21 protein-coding genes are annotated in these 21,338 nt (G+C 61.6%); 9 read left to right on the top strand and 12 right to left on the bottom strand.

Annotated features, from left to right (window positions below):
• The first annotated feature begins 102 nt into the window (after window positions 1-102).
• The 3 genes from QM716_RS19525 (at window position 103) to QM716_RS19515 (ending at window position 4,531) form a co-directional block, all read left to right on the top strand.
• Window positions 103-1,056 (top strand): cyclase family protein, encoded by a 954-nt coding sequence (locus tag QM716_RS19525; protein ID WP_003943547.1) that lies wholly within the window; start codon window positions 103-105, stop codon window positions 1,054-1,056.
• On the top strand, window positions 1,053-2,702 hold the full coding sequence (locus QM716_RS19520; RefSeq protein WP_283305723.1) for a class I adenylate-forming enzyme family protein: 1,650 nt from the start codon (window positions 1,053-1,055) through the stop codon (window positions 2,700-2,702). Before QM716_RS19525 ends, QM716_RS19520 begins: the two co-directional genes overlap by 4 nt.
• 380 nt (window positions 2,703-3,082) lie before the next feature.
• Entirely contained in the window at window positions 3,083-4,531 is a 1,449-nt protein-coding gene (locus tag QM716_RS19515) for a histidine-type phosphatase (RefSeq protein ID WP_283305722.1), read from the top strand.
• Here QM716_RS19515 and QM716_RS19510 read toward each other — a convergent pair.
• Together QM716_RS19510 and QM716_RS19505 are read right to left on the bottom strand one after the other, a co-directional pair.
• Entirely contained in the window at window positions 4,477-4,860 is a 384-nt protein-coding gene (locus tag QM716_RS19510) for a helix-turn-helix domain-containing protein (RefSeq protein WP_283305721.1), read from the bottom strand. The genes QM716_RS19515 and QM716_RS19510 overlap by 55 nt on opposite strands.
• A 141-nt stretch (window positions 4,861-5,001) precedes the next feature.
• Window positions 5,002-5,460: a hypothetical protein gene (locus QM716_RS19505; RefSeq protein ID WP_283305720.1), complete on the bottom strand. Its 459-nt coding sequence runs from the start codon at window positions 5,458-5,460 to the stop codon at window positions 5,002-5,004.
• Window positions 5,461-5,631: 171 nt separating this feature from the next.
• Here QM716_RS19505 and QM716_RS19500 point away from each other — a divergent pair, with 171 nt between their 5' ends.
• Together QM716_RS19500 and QM716_RS19495 are read left to right on the top strand one after the other, a co-directional pair.
• Complete coding sequence (locus QM716_RS19500) at window positions 5,632-6,528, top strand: oxygenase MpaB family protein (protein ID WP_283305719.1); 897 nt, start codon at window positions 5,632-5,634, stop codon at window positions 6,526-6,528.
• Window positions 6,529-6,648: 120 nt separating this feature from the next.
• Window positions 6,649-7,041, top strand: coding sequence for a hypothetical protein (locus QM716_RS19495; RefSeq protein WP_283305718.1), 393 nt, complete (start codon window positions 6,649-6,651; stop codon window positions 7,039-7,041).
• Window positions 7,042-7,054: 13 nt separating this feature from the next.
• Here the strand turns inward: QM716_RS19495 and QM716_RS19490 are convergent, their stop codons facing one another.
• A complete protein-coding gene (locus tag QM716_RS19490) occupies window positions 7,055-7,627 on the bottom strand; it encodes a hypothetical protein (protein WP_283305717.1) in 573 nt (190 codons plus the stop codon).
• A gap of 32 nt (window positions 7,628-7,659) precedes the next feature.
• A complete protein-coding gene (locus QM716_RS19485) occupies window positions 7,660-8,124 on the bottom strand; it encodes a GNAT family N-acetyltransferase (protein WP_283305716.1) in 465 nt (154 codons plus the stop codon).
• A gap of 149 nt (window positions 8,125-8,273) precedes the next feature.
• On the opposite strand from QM716_RS19485, the gene QM716_RS19480 reads away from it, so the two are divergent.
• The gene (locus QM716_RS19480) at window positions 8,274-8,849 is read left to right on the top strand and encodes a hypothetical protein (RefSeq protein WP_283305715.1); all 576 of its coding nucleotides are present in this window, start codon (window positions 8,274-8,276) and stop codon (window positions 8,847-8,849) included.
• 10 nt (window positions 8,850-8,859) lie between these two features.
• Here QM716_RS19480 and QM716_RS19475 read toward each other — a convergent pair whose 3' ends face one another.
• From QM716_RS19475 to QM716_RS19465, 3 genes are all read right to left on the bottom strand, one after another.
• Window positions 8,860-9,795: a tyrosine-protein phosphatase gene (locus QM716_RS19475; protein WP_283305714.1), complete on the bottom strand. Its 936-nt coding sequence runs from the start codon at window positions 9,793-9,795 to the stop codon at window positions 8,860-8,862.
• A 67-nt stretch (window positions 9,796-9,862) separates the two neighbouring features.
• Window positions 9,863-11,026: an Rv3169 family protein gene (locus QM716_RS19470; RefSeq protein WP_283305713.1), complete on the bottom strand. Its 1,164-nt coding sequence runs from the start codon at window positions 11,024-11,026 to the stop codon at window positions 9,863-9,865.
• Window positions 11,023-12,246: a phosphotransferase family protein gene (locus QM716_RS19465; protein WP_283305712.1), complete on the bottom strand. Its 1,224-nt coding sequence runs from the start codon at window positions 12,244-12,246 to the stop codon at window positions 11,023-11,025. Before QM716_RS19465 ends, QM716_RS19470 begins: the two co-directional genes overlap by 4 nt.
• Before the next feature lie 124 nt (window positions 12,247-12,370).
• On the opposite strand from QM716_RS19465, the gene QM716_RS19460 reads away from it, so the two are divergent.
• Window positions 12,371-12,994 carry a TetR/AcrR family transcriptional regulator gene (locus QM716_RS19460; protein ID WP_283305711.1) on the top strand — a complete coding sequence of 208 codons (624 nt, stop codon included), beginning with the start codon at window positions 12,371-12,373 and terminating at the stop codon, window positions 12,992-12,994.
• 69 nt (window positions 12,995-13,063) lie between these two features.
• On the opposite strand, the gene QM716_RS19455 is transcribed toward QM716_RS19460, so the two are convergent.
• From QM716_RS19455 to QM716_RS19440, 4 genes are all read right to left on the bottom strand, one after another.
• Window positions 13,064-13,465: a MerR family transcriptional regulator gene (locus QM716_RS19455; RefSeq protein WP_283305710.1), complete on the bottom strand. Its 402-nt coding sequence runs from the start codon at window positions 13,463-13,465 to the stop codon at window positions 13,064-13,066.
• On the bottom strand, window positions 13,462-14,691 hold the full coding sequence (locus QM716_RS19450) for an LLM class oxidoreductase (RefSeq protein ID WP_283305709.1): 1,230 nt from the start codon (window positions 14,689-14,691) through the stop codon (window positions 13,462-13,464). Before QM716_RS19450 ends, QM716_RS19455 begins: the two co-directional genes overlap by 4 nt.
• Window positions 14,688-15,959: an MFS transporter gene (locus tag QM716_RS19445; RefSeq protein ID WP_283305708.1), complete on the bottom strand. Its 1,272-nt coding sequence runs from the start codon at window positions 15,957-15,959 to the stop codon at window positions 14,688-14,690. Before QM716_RS19445 ends, QM716_RS19450 begins: the two co-directional genes overlap by 4 nt.
• A gap of 68 nt (window positions 15,960-16,027) precedes the next feature.
• Window positions 16,028-17,011, bottom strand: coding sequence for a DUF2332 domain-containing protein (locus QM716_RS19440; RefSeq protein ID WP_283305706.1), 984 nt, complete (start codon window positions 17,009-17,011; stop codon window positions 16,028-16,030).
• A gap of 150 nt (window positions 17,012-17,161) precedes the next feature.
• Here QM716_RS19440 and rraA point away from each other — a divergent pair, with 150 nt between their 5' ends.
• Window positions 17,162-17,638 carry a ribonuclease E activity regulator RraA gene (gene rraA, locus QM716_RS19435; RefSeq protein ID WP_283305705.1) on the top strand — a complete coding sequence of 159 codons (477 nt, stop codon included), beginning with the start codon at window positions 17,162-17,164 and terminating at the stop codon, window positions 17,636-17,638.
• A gap of 15 nt (window positions 17,639-17,653) precedes the next feature.
• Here rraA and QM716_RS19430 read toward each other — a convergent pair whose 3' ends face one another.
• On the bottom strand, window positions 17,654-17,881 hold the full coding sequence (locus tag QM716_RS19430) for an RNA-binding S4 domain-containing protein (RefSeq protein ID WP_003943569.1): 228 nt from the start codon (window positions 17,879-17,881) through the stop codon (window positions 17,654-17,656).
• A gap of 88 nt (window positions 17,882-17,969) precedes the next feature.
• Here QM716_RS19430 and lysX point away from each other — a divergent pair, with 88 nt between their 5' ends.
• On the top strand, window positions 17,970-21,326 hold the full coding sequence (gene lysX / locus QM716_RS19425) for a bifunctional lysylphosphatidylglycerol synthetase/lysine--tRNA ligase LysX (protein WP_283305704.1): 3,357 nt from the start codon (window positions 17,970-17,972) through the stop codon (window positions 21,324-21,326).
• Window positions 21,327-21,338: the final 12 nt, after the last annotated feature.

Below are 21,338 nucleotides of genomic sequence, written 5' to 3'. Positions count from 1 at the left end.
CCTGTTGACTACTGGTTATCAGCCTGAACATGATGTGGATCACAAAGACCCAGGTCCGCCCGAGCGATCGTTCGGTGTCGGTAGCGAGAGGATCGAATCACCATGACCGAGGCGCCATATCTTGGAGAACTCCTGCGCGACGCACCCAGCAACTGGGGCAAGTGGGGAGAGTCCGACGAGGTCGGTTCACTGAACTACCTCGACGCCGGGCAGGTGCTTCGTGGCGTCGGAACCATCAAGCAGGGTTCCGTGTTCACACTTCAACGGCTTATCGGCGATCCCAAGGGAGATCCGGTCTGGCCGGGACGCAGCCCTGCCGAGCGCACACAGATCTTCGACGAGAGCAGCTGGGACGGCGACGACGCCCCCAACTTCCCTGGCGGTCTGCATTACGCGGACGACAAGATCGACGCTTTCCTGCAGGGCTCGACGCAGTACGACGCGCTCGGCCACGTTTGGTACGACGGCGCCCTGTGGAACGGATACTCCGCTGATACGACTGTCGGCGGCCTGGAGAAGGCCAGCGTCGAACCGATTGCCGACCGCGGCGTCGTCGGACGCGCGGTACTGCTCGACATGGCGAAGTTCCGCGGTAAGGAAAACCTCGACAAGGCCGAAACATTCACGCATCATGATCTTTTGGCCTGTGCCGAAGCGCAGGGCGTCACCATCGAGAAGCGTGACATCCTCGTCATCCGCACCAACTTCCTCAAGCTGTTCTTCGACCAGGGCGAAGCCTTCTACGAGGGCTTCTGCGAGCCCGGCCTGATCTACAGCCCCGAACTCGTCCAGTGGTTCCAGGACATGGAGATCCCGAACCTGGTGACGGACACCATCGCCAACGAGGTCACCACCGACCCCGAAAACGGTGTGGCACTGGTGCTCCACAACGCTCTGATGCGCAACCTCGGCGTGGTGTTCACCGAGATCTGCGATCTCGAGAAGCTGGCTGCAGACTGTGCGTCCGACGGCCAGTACACGTTCCTGTACGTCGCCGCACCACTCAAGGTCGCCAAGGCCAGCGGCTCTCCCGTGAATCCGGTTGCCATCAAATGAGATACGAAGATCGCCCTTGGTTGGCGTTGTACCGCAACGACGTTCCCCCCGACATCGACGTAGAACATCCCACAATGCTCGAGATGCTGGCTTCCACGGTCCGCTCCGACCCGGAGGCCACGGCTGTGAAGTACTTCGACGGCCAACTCAGCTTCGCCGAGCTGGATCAGCAGAGCGACGCCCTGGCCCGCACACTCCGAGCCGGTGGACTCGCGAAGGGTGACCGCGTCGCACTCTTCCTGCAGAACGTTCCGCAGTTCGTGCTCGCCCTCGCCGGAATCTGGAAAGCCGGCGGTGTCGCCGTATCGATCAACCCCATGAGCCGCGAACGGGAACTCGGGTACCAACTCGAAGACTCCGGAGCTGTGGTTCTCATTGCACTCGAGGGACTCTACGAGTCCGTCGGCCGCAGTGTCGTCTCCGACTCACCGGTCAGGCGAGTCATCACCACCTCGGAACTCGAGTACCAAAGTCGCAACGATCCAAGGATTTTCGACGGAATCGTGAAGAAGGACCTCGGCACCGACGATCTCGCGACGCTGATCGACGAACATCGTCTCGGCGATCCGATCACCACCGACGTTGCACCGGAAGACATTGCGGTACTGACATATACGTCGGGAACCACGGGTCCGCCGAAGGGGGCGATGACCTCTCACGCGAACATGACCTTCAACGCCCAGGTGTACCGGGACTGGCTGGGGCTCACCCCGAAAGACACGGTTCTCGGCGTCGCACCGCTCTTCCACATCACGGGGTTGATCGGTCACATCGCGGTGTCCGTCCTGGCGAGAATGCCGCTGGTGCTGGCCTACCGCTTCCAGCCCGAGGTGATGCTCGACGCGATTCGTGAGCACCGCCCGACATTCACAGTCGGCGCCATCACCGCGTTCACCGCACTGCTCAACACTCCGGGCTGCGCGCCGGAAGACTTCACCTCCATGCGGTTGCTGTATTCGGGCGGGGCACCCATCGCGCCGACAGCCGCCGAGGCCGTCCGCGGCATGACCGGTGCTGCCCTGCACAACATCTACGGGTTGACCGAGACGACGTCGCCGACCCATGCCGTTCCTGTCGGCGCGGATACGCCGGTCGATCCCACGTCCGGGGCACTGTCCGTCGGGGTTCCGGTGCCGAACACCGTCGTCCGCATCGAAGACGAGGGCGGTGCGGTACTGCCGATCGGAGAGATCGGCGAACTGGTCGTCCGTGGTCCACAGGTGGTGCGCGGTTACTGGAACAAGCCGGAGGAGAGTGCGTCGGCAATCCGTGACGGGTGGTTCCACACCGGCGACGTGGGGTTCATGGACGAAGCCGGCTGGTTCTACGTCGTCGACCGGAAGAAGGACATGATCATCGCTTCCGGCTACAAGGTGTGGCCACGCGAGGTTGAGGACGTTCTTGCTGAGCACCCCGCGGTCCGTGAGGCGGCAGTCGTCGGGATCGCCGACGAATACCGCGGTGAGACCGTGAAGGCGTTTGTCAGCCTCGTCGCGGGCGCCTCGGTGACGCCGGACGAACTGATCGATCACTGCAGGAAGCGGATGGCGGCGTACAAGTACCCCCGATCCGTGGTGCTTGTGGAGGAACTGCCCAAGACCGTCACCGGCAAGATCTTGCGACGGGAACTGCGCACGACCTCTTGATCGACAACGGCGGGCGGGCTACTTTCGGCCCGCCTGCTGTCTGATCGCGCACAGTTTCCGGTCGGCCGCGCCATCGGGGTAATGGAACAGTAATATGTGCTGAGTACCCACGGAGAAACGGGAGGCATCAGTGAGCAAGTTCGGACGTAAGAAGCAGCCGACGCCCAAGAGCTACCAGTGGCTGGCCATGACACTCATCGCGTTGTCGCTGTCCGTCTCGATCGGGATCGCCGCCAAACCCTCCTGAGGCTCCTCGGATCCGAAACTTGTAACCCTGCGTCCATCTACACATGGACAAATAGGTGCAATTCGGACGCTTAGCTGTTCTAACTTTCCTTCCGTCGTGCCACCTCGGCACCGACGGAGAGGACTCACACACCATGCGAAGCCCACGCTTCGGTTTGCTGGCGGCTGCCGGCGCGCTCGGACTCGTGCTTGTCACCAGTGGCGCTCAGTCCATCGCCACGGCGTCGCCCTTCAGCTCGCTCGACGCTGGTTCGAGTTCCGGCTCGGCCGAGGCCCCGGCGTCGACCGACGGCGGCTTCACGTCCAAGACGCCGTACTCCCCCGGCCAACGCATCGCCGACTATCAGGCTCCGCCGATTGGATACTCCCCGGTGTACACCGAAAGCGTTGCGCGCCACGGCTCCCGGGCACTGTCGAGCCTGAAGTACGACGACCTGAGCCTGCAGCTGTGGGAAATCGCCGAAGCCGAGAACGCATTGACTCCCGTCGGCAAGGAATTCGGCCCGGCGCTTCGTGATCTCATGGCCGCCAACAAGAAGCTGGGATACGGCAACCTCAGCGGACTCGGGGTCACCGAACATCGGCAACTCGGAGCGCGAGTCACCGAACGCCTCCCCCAACTGTTCGACGCCATCGCAGCGCAACAGGGCACCATCACGTTGACCTCGTCGGGTGTAGACCGTGCCGTGGACAGCGCCGAGAACTTCGCGCAGGGCCTGACCGGTGCGTTTCCGGCCGTCGCCGGCGATGTGGCCCCGGTGACGACGAATGCCGATCTCCTCTACTTCCACGACTCCGACGCAAATGCCGACTACAAGGACTACGAAGAGTCCGATCCTCGGCTGACGGCCGTCGACGACCAGATCGCCGATCTGCCGCCCACCCGCGAGGTCTCGCGGCACATGATGCTCAGGCTCTACTCGGAGGACTTCGTCAACCGCCTGAGCGCGGGTGAGTTCTCACTCGTCGACCGCGGCAAGGGTTCCAGCACGATCGACGACGAGGTCGACGCCGCGTACATGCTGTACAACACGTACATCATCACTCCCGGGATGGCCGAGGAAGGCAAGTGGAACTTCGAGCGGTTCATCGAACCCGCCGACGCGCAGTGGCTCGCGTACACGAACGACGCCGAAGACTTCTACGCCAAGGGCCCTGGCTTCAACGGTGAAGACGTCACCTACCGGATGGCTACCGTGCTCCGCGACGAATTTCTGCGCGGCTTGCGAGATCATGCGGGAGACGCCGTCGTACCTGGAGCGGACTTCCGGTTTGCACACGCAGAAACGATCATCCCCTTCGCCGCGCTCTTGAAACTGCCGGGAAGCACCGTCTCACAGGCCGAGGGTGATCTGTACACCTATGCGAACAATCCTTGGCGCGGAGCGCAGGTCAGCCCGATGGCCGCCAATGTTCAGTGGGATGTGTTCGCCGGACCGGACGGTAAGCGCCTCGTCCGAATGCTCTACAACGAGCGGGAGACAGCCTTCGCGTCCCCGTGCGCTCCGGTGAGCGCAGGAAGTTTCTTCTACACGCCTGACGAACTGACCCGCTGCCTACCGGAGATCTCACCGGCAGCCTGAGATCCGGCCACTCGGGATTCAGCCTGAGGACGACGAGGGCGCGCCCATGCCTGGTGCAATGCCAGCATGCGCGCCTTCTCCTCGTCTTTCATCAACAAGGCGTCGCAGATACGCAAAATGACCGGAGCCGAAACACCAACGGACGTACCTTGTTCCAACCGTTGGTAGTGGTTGAAACTGATGTCGGCGATCTGCGCGACATCACGCCGACTGAGGCCGTGCATGCGGCGAGCACCCTCGCATCGCATGCCGACCTTTTCGGGCGCAAGATTGTTTCGTTTCTCGACGAGCATCTGACTCATCAACTGACGCGCGCTAGACCCGTTCACGTCGCCACCCTTTTCCATCCCTGAAATATGCCTTCACCTAACATGTTTCAGAATATGGGATGGGACGGGCACGGCGGTATCTCCGAGATGACAGATAATCACGCGATACCGCCAACCTCGTGCCTGTTCAAGGTGTGACGATCAGGCTATGAACCTGCCGATCGTCGGATTCGACTGGCAGATGGGACTACTGCCCCAGTTGATCGAACCGAACGCCGTCGCAACGACATTGCCGACGCCGGTGTTCACCGTCGCGGAGAGGTACGGGTACGTCCCCACCAGGTCGACGATTCCGGACTTGCCGGTGTCGGTGTTGACCCACGCAACAGTGACCTGTCCGGCCGCCGGGACAGGCGCAGCTGCCGGGAACGAATCGAAGCGAATGTCGCCCTTGGCAATGGGCGGATTGGCCTCTGGTCCGGACTGGCCGGTGAGACCGGTCAACGAAGCCAGCGACCCCTGATTCGGACACCCGATGGTGACGGCGGCGCCGCCGAAAGGATGTGGCGGATCAGCCGAGGCGACTCCGGCGAACATGACGCTCGCGGCAATCGGTAGTCCGATGGCCGCGAAAACCCCGGCCGTGCGTGTGACGCTCATAGCTGCTCCTCGGGTCGACAACACTTTCCGGATACCCCTGGTACAACGCCCGAAACGAAGGAGAGTCGACTATTCAGGCCCACTAGACAACGCGTGTTGTCAGAACTACAGTCGGTGGTGCAGCTCACACCTACCTCTGCCGCGCGCAGACCAGTCCCAGGGAGTGTTCAGATGAAGCGCTACGACCTCCGCAGTCGTACGGATCGACTCGATCCCGAATCCGATTACGAAGAGATGTCGCGCATTCTCGCGGCGCAGGAGTTTCCCTGGGACATCAATCAAGCGCTCAGCTTCGCGCTGTTTCGTACGTATGCAGTCCCCTCCATCGGCAAGCTCCTCTTCTCCACGGGTGAGTTCACCGACAAGGTTCAGAAGCGCTACGACGACACGAGCCTGATCCTCGACGCCATCCTCGAGCACGGACTCAGCAGCACCGAAGGCCGAAAGAGCGTCCGTCGTATGAATCAGATGCACGGCTCGTACGACATCTCCAACGACGACATGCTCTACGTCCTGGCCACCTTCGTCGTCACGCCGGTCAGATGGCTCGACGCATACGGCTGGCGAAAGATGACCGACAACGAGATCCTCGGGTCGACGAACTACTATCGCCACCTGGGTCGGTACATGAACATCAAGGACACGCCTGACACTTACCAGGGGTTCGTCAAACTTCTCGACGACTATGAGCGCGAACACTTTTCATTCGACCCCGGCGCACGGGCCGTCGCCGATTCCACCCTCGAACTGATGTGTACCTTCCCGCCCAACAACCTGGCACCGAAGGCTCTGGTCAAGGGATTCGCATTCGCCCTCATGGACGATCACCTTCTCGACGCCTTCCACTACAAGCACCCGAGCACCACGATGCGCGTCGTCTCACGCGGAGCCCTGAAGGTCCGCGCACGTCTGCTGCGGTTCTTCCCGGTGCGAACGAAGCGGAAATTCGCTCGCGAACTCCCCAACATCCGCAGCTACCCGAACGGATACAAGGTCCAAGACCTCGGCACCTTCCCCGCCGGTTGTCCGGTCAAGCACCTCCAGGCGGACCAGCAAGCCAAAGCGTAATCGCGCTGGGATACTTGCACGGTGGCGCAACTCTGGATGCTCGAGGATCTCGAACCGTGACGCGACACCCCCATGCCTGGCGATACTTGCGAACCGACGACCTACTGGGCTAGTCCCGAAATGTTGGACCTTCCCGCCGAGGTGTGCTGCGAAATCGACGCACGCATCGAGACCGTGACAATCGACGGCCGCACTGAGCACATAGCCCAACTCGGGCACGGATTTACGACACTGATCGGCGACGATGTCGGAACCGTCGGCGAGACGCGGTTGAGAGGTTGCCTGGTGTGGGATCGCTACCTCTGGACTCGATACCGCACTCAGCCAACCGGGCGCGTGCGGGCGAAAGAGCGGCCCGGCTACCTCGTTCAACACGAAACACTCTTGACGACAATTCATTCCGGTCTCTTCAACGTCGTCTTCGACGGGCCGACGGTGTACTGCGAGACGGGTCAGGTCCCCACAGATTTCGGCGTCCGCTGGAACACGCTGGTAGTCGAACTCGAGACTTGAAAGTGATCGGGCGTCAGTGCCAATACGGCGGAACGATATCCGGGTCGTCGAGCACGGCGTCGATCCGCGAATCGGCCACAATTCGAATGATCGCTTCCTCGGGGGCGGCGATAATCGCGAAATGTGGATCGACATCATTGGTTATGCACCACGCATGATCAGCCGGCCAGATGAAGGCCGGATCAGGGGAAGAACCCCACGGCCAACGAGCTGGGTCTTCCACGCTCCAATCGGCGTAGTCGGCAAGCGTTCCACGAAAGAGCCAGTAGTCACGATTGGGGATCTCGAACCGCGGAACATCATCACCGACTGCCGACCCCAACCCTGTCCACATGCAGAAATAGCACTCGTCGGGTGTGGTTGTGTAACTGGATAACACATCCAAGGCAAAGCCGATCAGCACTTTCTCTTCCGGCCCGGTTTGATCGAAATCGACGTCATTGGATTTCTGGCCGGGAAAGCTCGGATCTGGGATGAACCGTAAGCGCGCATACTTCGGAAATCCGATCGGGCCGCGCCCTGCCAACTGATACCAAGGCAAATCCTGATCGACCAGCCAATCGGTAGCCGCCAGATCGGTGCACAATGTCAGACCTGTGCTGAGCTGAATCGCCTTTCTCATGCCTGAATGAGGGAGGAGTCTCGACCCGCACGACGCAGGGTGATCAATTCGTAGTCTGTCTCGGCGTCGTGTCGACGCCCCACTTCTTCGAAGTCCATCAGCGCATAGAACCTGCGGGCCCGATCGTTGAGGGTGTAAACCTCGAGTGTCACCTCGCCGTGCATGGTGGTGGCATGTTCGACCAACGCCCGCCCGATCCCCAACCCTTGTGATGCCGGCGCGACGAACAGTCCCCCGATTTCGGAGCCGATCATTCCCAACAGGCCAACGACTTCGGAGCTGTGCTCAGCCACCCAATTATCGGCCTGAATCAGATAGACCTCTCGCATCTTCTGCTCCCGTTCGCCCGTTCCCTCACCCGCAAGGAACGGATGAGCTTCGCGGGCGGCACGGGACCACAGGTCGACGACCACATCCTCATCCGAGGGCTGGTAACGGCGAATGATCAGATCCTGGTTCACAATCCGACCATACCCTCCGCCATCAGAGCACTTGCTGGCGCCGAAAGTGACCAATTCGCGAATCTACGCATGACGGCCCCGACGTAATCAGCGGGAACAATTCCATTCGTTGCCGCTCCGCAGTTACTGCATTGTGCAAAGGTTATCCGATGACTAAGGGTGATCCGATGACGGACGGTGGGGGCCCGGCATCTTGGTGGAAGGTGACAGCGATTGTCACCGCAGTGCTTGTCGCCCTCACGTGCGGCGTCATCGTGTGGTCCTTCATGCCGCCAGTTGTGTACTTTCCATTCTTTGCGCTCGCCGCGTCAGTCTTGCTCGGCTTGGGTGGAGTGTGGTTGATACTCAGCCTGATTGGTTGGATGAAGTACAAAACACTGCGTTTGAGCACGATCGCGCCGGTGATAGTCCTCGTCACCGGCGCGCTCGTGACATTGTCCGTCCCTTCGCGTGTTGCGTTTGCATTGTCGAAAGATTCGCTCGAAGCAGTGGCCGCGGATTGCCAGAAGTCGATGGACGACCGAACAATTGGCGTCTACCGGGTCCTACAGATCTGGCCCGACGGCAACGGGTGCCGCTTCCACATCGAGGGTGGCCTCATCGATTCGATCGGATTGGCGTATTTACCGGACGGCGCACCATATCTCGGCAAGCCCCGCCATGACGGCGACATCGGCTACCAGGAGTTCGACGGCGACTGGTACTCGTTTGTTCAACGGTTTTAACAGCGTGAAACTAGCCGACCAGCTTTGCCTTCAGAAGCGCGATCGTGTCCGGAGTGAGTCCGAGACCTTCGGTAAGATAACCGTCGACGGTTCCGTAGTCGCTGACGATCTGCGCGAGACCTGCCTCCAGGTACGACGCGTCGACACCGAGAGCGGGCTCTAGATTGGTCGCCACCTGCGGGCTCAATGCCTGAGAGATCTGCGCGAGAATTTTCTGGTTGGTCGCCTGAAGGTACGTGTTGCTCAACAGATAGTCGTCCATGATCGTCTGCGCGGGGACACCGGCGATGGACTGCAGCAGCATCGCGGTCCATCCGGTGCGGTCCTTGCCCGAGGTGCAATGGAACAACTGCACGCCGTCACTCGCAGCGATGTCCGAGAGAACCTGCTTGAAGCCGGCGCGGCGCACGGGATCGGTGACAAAACTGCGGTTGGTATCGACCAAGAACTGCTTGGCCTCTTCCGGCGACTTGATCGTTGTGGCGAGCTGCGTGAGATCCTTGAACTCGATGGGGATGTTCGTGTACGTCACGCCGTCCGGGAGCTTGTCTGCGCCACCGATGAACGGGTTGGAGATCTCGGCTGCACCGCGCAGGTCATAGGCATCGGCTAGTCCGAGGCTGGTGAGTGTCGTCTTGTCGGCGTCGCTGGTCGCGGTCAGCGCATTGGACCGGTAGATGACGCCGCGCTTGAGGTGCGAGCCGTCTGCGGTGGCATACCCCCTACCCTCGTTGCCTGCAATATCACGAAAGTTGGCTACGGAGGCCAAGTTCGGCGTCGGCGCGAGCACCGGATCGAGTGAGCCGAGATCGACTGATCCCGTGTTCAGAGAACCCACGTCGAGCGGGATTGCCGTAGCGGGAGCGGCAAACAACAGACCTCCGGTGACAACAAGTGCGGCGGCCTTCGCAGTGCGAGCGAACAACATTCGTGTGCGTGTGGACATGTGGCAGTACCTCTCTCTGTAGTTCGGTGATCTGTAGTTCGGTGATCTGTAGTTCGGTGATCTGAAGTCAGGGCGCAACGTCACCGATGCCGGTAAATCCGTATCGCTGGTGAGGTCCGATGACTGCTACCTCGAACAGACCGGCCCCGGTGCGGGTTACGCCGTCCTCAACGAGGGTGAACCGGGCCAAGTTGTCGACCGGGCACAGCATCTTCTTCCACGGTTCGATGTCCGAAACCTTCTCTCGCAGGCCTTGAACCACCAGTTCGCCCTGCCACATCCCGTGGCGCCAATCCTGCTCGAGTCCGTAGCCCGTGCCGACACCGATGTAGTTGGGCAAAATCGGTTCGCAGGTGATCTCCAGAATGTGATCAGGCTCGCCCGGTGCACCGGGGCGCCGGAAGTACAGAGTGCCGCTCTTCACCTCGCGTGTACCGGAAATGAAGGTGAGCTGGTGATCCGGTCGACCCAACCACTCCGGCTCCCGCGAGCGGTCCGCCCAGACGCGGGTCGCATCCTCGAGGATTCGGCGACCCTGCTGATCTTCTTGAACGACTGTGACGACGGTGAAGTCGCCGAATTGCATGATCGAGTAGATCCAGAAGAAGTTCTGACTGCCGGCTATCGTCGGATCTGCTTTGCGCCCTGGAGGTTCCGCTTCACCGACCGGCCGAACACCCCAAGATCGGTCGCGGTTGCCCCGCCACGTCTCCGGATTGACGGGGATGACGTCGCCGTCGACGGTGAGGGATCCGGACCACGTGCCTGTCTGCACGAATCGTTGGGTGTCGAAGGTGACTCGTTCCAGCTGACGATGGAAATGTCTGGCCTCGAGATTGGCCGGACCGTCGGACTCGAAGGTGAGGTCGAAGCTCAAGTCCGGCGCCTCGGGGCTCGGGTCCAACATCACACGTAGGCGGTGCAGACCCTCGATGATTTCGATTCGCAGCGGGCCTACGGACAGGTCCATTCGGTCGTCACCCAAGGCGCGGGATGCTCGGAAGACGATATGGTCCTCACCGCGCCGAAGAACCGCAAAGCCGTCGCACACACCGAGATTGGGGTACTGACCGAGACCGATGATGAGAAACAGCGGCTCGGCGGCGCCGTCGACGCCGGCATGGCAGTTGAAGTAGTAGCGATCGTAGAAGTTTCGATCCGAGGTGCCCACGTGGCGGATGGTCTCGGCGATCTGATGTACCGGGTAGTCGTCGAGCGGGGACAGTGTCATCGTGCTTCTCCTGTTGCGACCGGCACTGTTGTGAGCGGCGCTGTTGTGAGCGACTCCCAATAGGTGCCGTCGAGCATGGCTTCGAGTGTCTTTCGGTGCAGGATCATCTCGTCCGGGTTCTCGGGGAGTTCGGCCTGACCGAAAGCCACTGCGCGGCTTTGGACTCGGAACATGATCACCGCATGCCGCAGCGCGGCGTACACGATGTAGAAATCGAGATCCACAACTTGGTGGCCGGTCAGAGACCGGTAGGCATCGGCCACGTCCTCGCGACGCAGGAAGTCCGGCATTCCGGGGAGGCCGGCCATGGCCGCAAGATCCTCGAAGAACCTGTGCTGGAAGATCATCCAGCCGAGGTCGAGCTCACGCGGCCCCAGGGTAGCCATCTCCCAGTCGAGGACCGCCACCGGTTCGAAGTCACGGTAGATGATGTTTCCGATCCGCGAGTCACCCCAACTGAGCACGGCTGCACCGGCATCGGCGGGAAAGTTCGTCTCGATCCAGTCGAAACCGCGCTCGATCAACGGGGATTCTGGTCCGTCGGCGGTTGCCCACTCGTAATAGCGTCGCTGCTCTTCGAGGTGCGCGCGAAGTGCCTCTGTGCCAGTCGGTTCGGCACCGTCGCGGCACAATTCGGGGAGAGCCAGGTGCGGATCAGCCATAGCGTGCAACTCCGCGAGCACGCGGACCGATGACTGCTGGAGTCGAGAACAGTCGTCGGCTGAAGCTTCCGAGAGCCAGGATCCGAACGTGTACGGCATGACGTCGGGCGGGATTTCGCCGTCGCGGCGCTCCATCACGAAGAACTCGCCGCCGAGCGCGTCCGGGTTGCTCTCGGACCAGTACACCCGCGGGATCGGCACCGATGTGTGAGCGGCGACGGCGCTCATGACCTGAAACTGCTGGTCCAGATTGTACGACGGGAAGATCGGTACCGCACTGTCTCGCGGGGCGATACGGGCGACAAGGCGGTGCTCGCCCCGAATCCCGCCCTCGATCCACGTCGCATCGAAGAGCACAGTTTCGTTGGACATGCCGTTCGCGGCCGGCACCTCGACCGAGGTCACGGAAGGTTTCGAGCCTCGCCACAGCACGGTTGCGAGCCAGCTTTCGAGGTTGCGCCGCATCTCGGTCGGGTCGTTGCGGGATTCGCCGGGTCTGGCAAATTCGGCGTAGTCGGGATTCTCGCCTGAAGTTTCTGTTTCGGTTCGAAGGTTCATCACCACTCCTCGTGGTTCGGTGGCGCCGATGCGCACGTGCCGATAGTCGATACAATATGTATCGACTAAAGCCGTGACAGAATGTAACGGCCATAACAGCGATACCGCAAGGGATTTGCCGAAAATGTCCAAAGATTCCGAAACTCAGCACCGCCTGGGCCCGCAGCGAAACCCTGCAATCGACGAGGCAGTACTGGACGCGACCAGGCAACTGTTGGAGGAAAAGGGGTATGCAGGCACATCCATCGACGCCATAGCCACCCGTGCGGGAGTGGGGCGCCCGGCGATCTATCGTCGGTGGCCGTCGAAGGCGCACATCGTCAACGACGCGATCTATCCGGTACTCGACGTCGAACAGGGCGCGGACATCGACACCGAACTCGGCACCGAAGGCACGATCGCGGATCAGATCCGCGCGCTGGTGCACGGCGCGGTTGCTCTGTTCGCAGCTCCTGCCACGCGGGCCGCTGCACCCGGGCTGATGAGCGAGGTGCGAACAAACGCGGAATTGCGTGAGGTTCTGGTGGTGCGGCAACTGGCCGGTGTCCGCGTCGAGCTGAACCGTCGACTGGAAGCGGCGAGGGAGCGAGGCGACATCCGAAACGGCGTCGACGCCGACGCTCTCCTCGACATCATGGCGGGTGCGGCCATCTTCGCGATGTCGGTTCGGGACGTCCCAGACCCGGGACCGTTCGCCGACTCACTCGCCGACATAGTGCTGAACGGCATACTCCCCGACGACCACTGAACCGTTGGTTTGCTCTGCCATACACGGAACGATGGACATAGGCATGGTCTGGACCAACTGGCAGCTCGCTCAGTGTTCATCCATCGACGTCCATCCATCGAGTGGGACAGCCTGTCGCTGCCTCACTTCTGCGATGTATTCACGGATGGCGTCGCGGTTTTTCACGAGAAAGCTGATCTTCTCGTCAAGTCCCGACTCCTCCGCCTCGAGCATCGACAGCATCTCCGGTGTCACATCGCTCATGTGAATGACGCGTTCCTGGTCCAGGCAAGGAAGGATCTGCCGGATCACTCGCGTCGGGAAACCCATGTCCAACAACCCACGTATCTGAAAAACCCGGTCAACCATTCGTTCGTCGTAGTCGCGGTAACTGTTTTCGGATCGTCTCGGAGCAATCAAGCTTTGCTCCTCGTAATACCGCAAGAGTCGGCGGGACACCCGTGTCGCTTCTGACAGCTCGCCGATCTTCATGTGGTCGCCGATGTTTCGAGCGACGCTGTCTGGAGTCGCTCTCGCAACGTGCGCACCCGGGTGCTGGTCCCGAAGACAGTGGCAAGCTGTTCGAGGACAAGTGGGATGTCCCAGCCGTTCACCGCCGGCCGCAGTCGCACACCGTGTGCGCCAGCGGATACGAGTTCGTCGATCCGGTGGATCAATTCACCTACAGAACCGACAAAAATGTCGGTGTCGGACGAATACGGTGCTCCTGACAACTTGTCGAGGGCACGCTTCTGCTGCACGGCCTCGAAGTGGGTCGTGCCGAGGAAAACCACGAGATCCACCAGGATCACCAGCGGCTCATCGATCAAATTTCTCTGCACTGCAACACATTCAGCATTGACAGCGTCGAGAACATCGCCGATGGTGACGCCATTTACACTCGGAGTGGGTGTCACCAGGATGGCATCAGCCGACGCAGCCGCCAACCGATAAGGAACTTGGGCGTGATGCGCGAGCGCGAGAACGACAGGTTTCAAACCTTCGGCGACAGGGACGGCGAGTGGCCCGGCGACCTCGAAAGTCGTTGTCACAATCGACTTGTCAGAGATCTTGTCGATATCGACAAATCGGCCATCGGCGCCTTCTTGGAGTGCACCTTCCGACCATGTCGACCACAATCCTCGGAGTATTTCGATCGACGCGGTTGCGCTCGAGAAGACCGGTTCCAGTCGGGTTCCAATCCGTTCGGGGAAGTAGATGTCGGACTCTCTCAGCTCCGGCACGGGTTGCGGGCGAACGAAATGACGTCTGTCGATGCTTCGCGAAGTAATCTGGGCGCGGAGGCCGACTCGGCCCCCGCTCAAGAGATTGAGCGATGCGATTTCGGTGGCGATACTGTACGGCTCACTGTGAGTCAGGTTTCTCGCGGCGATCACGCCGAGTCTCTGCGTCCCGAAAACAGCCAGTGCCGTCAGCGCTACCGGCGACAACCGACCACGGACCTGGTCTTCCTTGTCATCGATTCTCCTGAAGTCCGACGACTGTAACCCAATCGATTCTTCGAAAGTGACAAAATCGACAACAGATGCATCAATGTCGCGCAACAACTCCGACCAGTAATGAGCAGTGAAGAGATCGGACGGGGCATGCCCCTGCAATCGCCATGCCGCTGGATGCCAGCCGGCTGGTTCCAGCGCGATACCGATGACCGGTGACCGATGGATCGGCGGCGTTTGGATCGACGGCGTTGCGTTCATGCGTGTGCCTGACCTTCCTGATGGATTTGGGCAGGTGATCGGAACCCGTCGCCGCGTGCGGTCCACATGATCACCACTGAGAGCAGGGCGAGTGTGACCGTCCACCACGGGAGAGATCGAGCACCGTTGAGAGACAACAGAACTCCACCCATCACTGCACCTGCTGCCATGGCACCGTTCCACAACGTCGTGAGAACCGCTTGAGCCTCGTCTGCGTGTGAGCCCGCAGCAACCGCTGCCGAGGTTTGCAACAGAGTCGGAATTCCACCCCACCCCAATCCCCATACGGCAGCTGCTATGTAGACGAGCAGCGCATCCTTCGTGATGACTGCCAGTACAGTTGCGGCGACCGAAATCAGGACGGCGCCGACAAAGGCAAAGGTCCGTAGTCGCGTGTAGATTTGTTTGCCCACAACAACAATGCTGATCAGACATGCCACTCCGAAGGTCAAAAGAACGAGGTCATTGTCATCTCCCATTCCGATCGACTCGAGGAACGGAGCGATGTACGCATACAGGATGGTGTGGCCCAACACCACGGTGAACGTCACGATCAGAACTGCGTCGACACCGGGAATGCGCGCCGCCTCGAACATGCTTCGCTGTTTACGGTCGCGGGGCCGACCTGGACGATCGGGAACCGACACCGCGATTGCAACGAGTAGCACAACAGCCAGTATCGACATGAGATAGAACGGTGCCCGCCACCCGGTAGCGTTGCCCAAGTATGTCCCGAACGGAACGCCGAGCGCGAGAGCGAGCGGAATTCCCGCCATCGCGAACGCGATGGCGCGACCCTCGAGATGTTTCGGGGCAAGACTTCTGGCGTATCCGGCGAGCAATGCCCAGGCGATACCTGCAGCAACTCCCGCAATGAACCGGGCGGTCATCGTCAGAAGATAGTCGGAAGAAAATGCAGTGACCGTGTTGGCGAACGCAAACCCGAGAATCGAGTTCAGCAGTAACGCCTTTCGCGACCAAGACGCCGTCGCTGCGACCAGGGGAATTGTCGTCAGGGCCGTCCCCAGCGCGTAGATCATGATCGTCTGCCCGGCGGCTGATTCACTGACATCGAGACCTTCACTCATTGCCGGCAACACTCCCGCTGGGAGGGTTTCCGTCAGGCTGGTGATGAAGACGGACGCGAACAACGCCAGCAGGGGAACGAACGGGAGTGTGGCCCTACGATCCTGTTGCGCGGGATCCTGTTCCGTAAGGCCCTGTTTCACTCCTGATGTGTGGTGCTCTGAATCGATGTCGTCTGCCATGAAACGATTGTCAACCTTCACATCAATGTGAAGGTCAAGCCCTGCCCGGAGATCGGATCGCGAATCAATCAATCTGATGCCGTGCAGGTTTGGTTCGTCCAGCCGAGGAACTGCCCATGTCCACCGGCTAGTCCCTGGGGTGTGCCGTCAAGAGAGACAACAAACTTGCCGCGGCGCACCTCTGGTGATTCCGTCAATTGGGCGTCGATTTCGGGCAGAACACCAAGACCTTCGTTGGCTATCCAGTGACATGGCAGACCGCGAACTGTGTGGACGAATTCCGCCCTGGCAGTGGGGGTTAGATAGTTGAGGACGGCGCTGTGAAAGACGACGATCGTTGTGCCGAGTGGCGCACGCTCGACGAGATCAGCCACAGCAGACGTGAGATCTCCACGAACCAGATGAGGCGGATCCACACGGGCGAGGGCAGCTGCGTCGCGCAATCGCCAACGGCGGTGGTCCTGTTCCGGCCACACAAGACTCTCCAACCATCTCATGTCGTCGGTGTCGCCTACACCGAGTGGATTCAGGTCGATGCCCGCCCGATACACCACGTCTGGGACTCTCTCCGGAATCGGCGGACTGCCAGTCGTCGCACACTCCAGCAGAACGGTGGACGGACCATCGACTGGATGCAGGTACTTTTCGCCGTCGTAGAGATAGCTGTAGCGGTCCGGATAAAGGCACAGGCCCGCCGAAGCACCGACTTCGATAAGCGAGAGTGGGCCCTTCAACAACCCGAGGACGGGAAGCAACACGGCAGCGCGGCCTGCTTCATTGGTCTGCGTAGTCCGGGTCCGCGCGAGTTGTTCCACCTCGGACCAGTTCTCGCTCAGCCACCGGCGAAACGACGCGTACGGCGCGACCGGGGCACCGAGGTGGCGGCTCGCCCCGAATATCAGGTTGGGTTGCCTGCGGGGTTCTGGAAGTCGATCGATCAGAGCGAGGACTGCTGGATCCTCCGACACGCCGAGGCCCCATTCTTCGTAGATCGCGGAGTTCCCTCGAGCCTCCACTTCCGCGAACGATCGGTACCAACGCGATGTGTCCACCGTCGATGTCTACCGGATGACGTGTGGTGCGGAAAGGTTTTCGATCACGCCGACGCGTAACTCGTAGACGTCCCCACGTCAGGCGTACGGGCCTCAGAACCCTCCCCCGACGACAACTAGGCGCGAACCCCGCCGACTATCCTGTGGGGCATGACCGAGCCTGTAGCGACCGCTGACCTTGCCGACGAGATCGGACCCGACATCCGTAGCTGCGACACGCAGTTCACCCAGTTCGGTGGACGTGAGGTTTTTGCCGGCCCCATCACCACCGTCAAGTGCTTCCAGGACAACCTGCTCGTGAAGCAGACCCTCAGCGAACCGGGCAACGGCGGAGTCCTCGTCGTCGACGGTGACGCAAGCATCCACACCGCTCTGGTCGGCGACATCATCGCCGGCCGCGGCGTCGACAACGGCTGGGCCGGCGTCATCGTCAACGGAGCTGTCCGCGACTCGGCGATCCTGCGCACCCTCGACATCGGCGTCAAGGCACTGGGCACCAACCCGCGCAAGAGCACTCAGACCGGCTCAGGTGAGAAGAACGTGCCGGTCGAAATCGGCGGCGTCACCTTCAACCCCGGCGAGATTGTCTACAGCGACCAGGACGGCGTCGTAGTTCGCGAAAGCTAGTAGCGGGTCGCGGGATCAGGCGGGGGCTTCCACTTTGGCGGCCATCCCGCCGATCTCGACGACATCACCGTCACGGAGCTGACGGCCACGGCGATCTTCGACCTCACCGTTGACCGAAACCATGCCGTCGGCGATCACTTCCTTGGCCTCCGCGCCCGATTCGATGAGGTTCGCGAGCTTGAGAAACTGACCGAGCCGAATCATTTCGTCGCGGATGGGTACTGCTGGAATGTTGTCGGTCATGTCAATCATCTTCCTCCTGCCACAAAACTGGACACGACAGACCACACTTGGCGTGAGGATCTGATCGACCGGTAGGAGAGGAAGCTCGATGGCACCATTGACCGAGGTATCGGACACCACTGCAGAGTTGGTGGAATCGCCACCCGAAAATCCGCGCCAGGCGCGTCGATTCCGCAAAGGGCGGTTCAGTCAGGTCCCTCATATCTCGGGATTGATCCTCGGAGTCTTCTCCGTAATGGTGTTCCTGTGGAGCATCTCGCCGGTTCTGCGTCACATCGTTCGGGTTCCGCGCGAATACATCGACAATTACTACTTCGACGCACCGGATACGAGCCTGTCGTGGGCGCTCGTCGTCGCCCTGCTCGCCGCGGCCCTCGCGAGCCGCAAGCGCATCGCCTGGTGGCTGTTGACGATCTACCTGTCACTGATCACCCTCACCAACATCGCCTCCGCGATCGTCGACAAGAACCCGAACAACGCCGTGGCCGTTGTGGTTTTGCTGATCGTGATCGGAATCCTGATCGCCGCGAGGCCCGAGTTCTACACACGCGTACGACGCGGCGCCGGCTGGAAAGCTCTCGGCGTACTGATCGGCGGCATGGCTGTCGCGACCTTGATCGGTTGGGGCCTGGTCGAACTCTTCCCAGGTGACCTGCCGCAGAACCAACGATTCCTGTGGGCTCTGAACCGCGTCACCGCCGCGGCATCGGTCGACAACGAGGTGTTCGACGGTCATCCACGCGTCTTCGTCAACACGATCCTCGGTCTCCTCGGCGCCATCGCGCTACTCGCCGCCGTCATGACGCTCTTCCGCGCGCAACGCTCCAACAACGCCCTCACCGGAAACGACGAGTCCGCGATCCGCGGGTTGATCCAGAACTTCGGTGCCGACGACTCGCTCGCCTACTTCGCCACCCGCCGCGACAAGGCCGTCATCTTCGCGCCGAGCGGCAAGGCCGCGATCACGTACCGCGTCGAGATCGGCGTCTGCCTCGCCAGCGGAGATCCCATCGGCGATCCCGAAGCCTGGCCGCACGCCATCGAAGCGTGGCAGGGGCTCGCGTCGCAGTACGGCTGGGCGACTGCCGTCATGGGCGCCAGCGAAACCGGAGCGACGGCATACAAGAAGGCCGGCTTGAGCGTCCTGCAACTCGGCGACGAAGCGATCCTGCGTACCCGCGAGTTCAACCTCAACGGACGCGACATGCGGCCGGTCCGTCAGGCCGTCACCCGCGTGAGGCGCCATGGCGTCACCGTCCGGATGCGACGCCATCGCGACATCCCGCCGGAGGACATGGCGGCCGTCATCATCCGCGCCGACGACTGGCGCGACACCGACACCGAGCGCGGCTTCTCCATGGCGCTCGGCCGACTGGGCGATCACCTCGACGGCGACTGCCTCCTCGTCGAAGCCGTCATGGGTGAAGGCACCGAGGACGAAAGCGTCGTCGGCATGCTCTCGCTCGTGCCGTGGGGACCGAACGGGGTGTCACTCGACCTGATGCGCCGCAAGCCGACTGCGCCCAACGGCGTCATCGAATTGATGGTCTCGGAGTTGGCCACACGTTCGGACGAGATCGGCGTCGTACGGGTCTCGCTCAACTTCGCCGTGTTCCGCTCGGTGTTCGAGGAAGGTTCGCGCATCGGCGCCGGCCCGATCCTCCGCATTTGGCGTTCGGTGCTCGTCTTCTTCTCGCGCTGGTGGCAGCTCGAGGCGCTGTACCGCTCGAATGTGAAGTACCAGCCTGATTGGGAGCCACGCTTCCTGTGCTTCGAGGACAACCGCGAACTGCCGCGCGTCGGATTTGCGTCGGCCATCGCCGAAGGCTTTGTGGTGCTGCCCAGTTTCGGGCGCAAGTCGAGCCAGGTCGTCAAACACACCGGCACGCATGTGGCGGTGCCGGCAGCTCTGGTGACGTCCGAAGGACTGCATGCCGACGGCAGCCCGCCGGACTCGGCGCCGTCGTTCACGACCAACGGTCCGCGTCGACCCGAGCAGGTCCGCGTGCGCATGAACAAGCTCGCGCAACTGGCCGACGAAGGAATCGCCGCGTACCCCGTCGCGTATCCGCCGACGCACACGATCGCTGCCGCAGCGAAGTCACCGGAGGGCACCCGTGTGCGAATCGCGGGACGCCTCCTGCGAGTTCGCGACTACGGCGGAGTCGTGTTCACGGACGTACGCGACTGGTCAGGCGACATTCAGGTCCTGGTCGACCAGGACAACGTCGGCCGCGAGAAGTTGGCGGAGTTCGCCGCCGAGTTCGATCTCGGTGACCTGATCGAAGTCAGCGGAACCATCGGACGCAGCCGCAAGGGCGAGCTGTCGCTCATCGCCGTCGAATGGCGCATGAACGGCAAGTGCCTGCACCCGCTGCCGGACAAGTGGAAAGGCCTCTCGGATCCCGAGACCCGTGTCCGCCAGCGGTACCTCGACATCGCTCTCAATCCGAAGGCCCGCGAACTGCTCGAGGCCCGAAGCGCTGTCGTGAAGTCGCTGCGCGATTCACTCGGTGGTCGCGGATACCTCGAAGTCGAGACCCCGATCCTGCAGCAGGTGCACGGCGGCGCGAACGCCGCTCCGTTCCTGACACACATCAACGCGTACAACCTCGACCTCTATCTCCGCATCGCACCCGAGCTGTACCTGAAGCGGCTGTGCGTTGCGGGTATGGAGAAGGTGTTCGAGATCGGCCGAGTGTTCCGTAACGAGGGCGTCGACTTCAAACACAATCCCGAGTTCACGATCCTCGAGGCTTACGAGGCACACAGCGACTACGAGGGCATGATGCGGATGTGCCGCGAACTGATCCAGGCAGCGGCCGTCGCAGCGTTCGGTCGCGAGATCATCATGCGACCCGGCCCGGACGGCGAATTGGTCGAGGTCGACATCTCCGGTGAGTGGCCGGTGAAGACGATGCACGGCGCCGTCGCCGAAAAACTTGGTGTCGACGTCTCCCCCGAGACGAGTCTCGAAGACCTACAGAAGTTGTGCGACGCCCACGAGATCCCGTACCAGTCAAGCTGGGATACCGGCGCCATTGCCCAGGAAATGTACGAGCACCTGGTCGAGGACTACACGGAGTTCCCGACCTTCTACACCAACTTCCCCACCTCGATGTCGCCGCTCACCCGGCCGCACCGCAGCATCCCCGGCGTCGCCGAGAAGTGGGACCTGGTGGCGTGGGGTGTCGAACTCGGAACCGCGTACAGCGAGCTGACGGACCCGGTGGATCAGCGCAACCGGCTCACCGAGCAGTCGATGCTCGCGGCGGGCGGCGACCCCGAGGCGATGGAATTGGACGAGGACTTCCTCCAGGCTCTCGAACACGCGATGCCGCCGACGGGTGGTCTCGGGATGGGCGTCGACCGAATCGTCATGTTGATCACGGGTGGCAGCATCCGCGAGACGCTGGCCTTCCCCCTCGCGAAACCGCGCCAGTAGTCCGGATTCTCG

This window comes from Rhodococcus sp. IEGM 1409 (assembly GCF_030056735.1).
Taxonomy (GTDB): domain Bacteria; phylum Actinomycetota; class Actinomycetes; order Mycobacteriales; family Mycobacteriaceae; genus Rhodococcus_F.
This window is presented reverse-complemented; position numbering and strand designations above follow the sequence as displayed.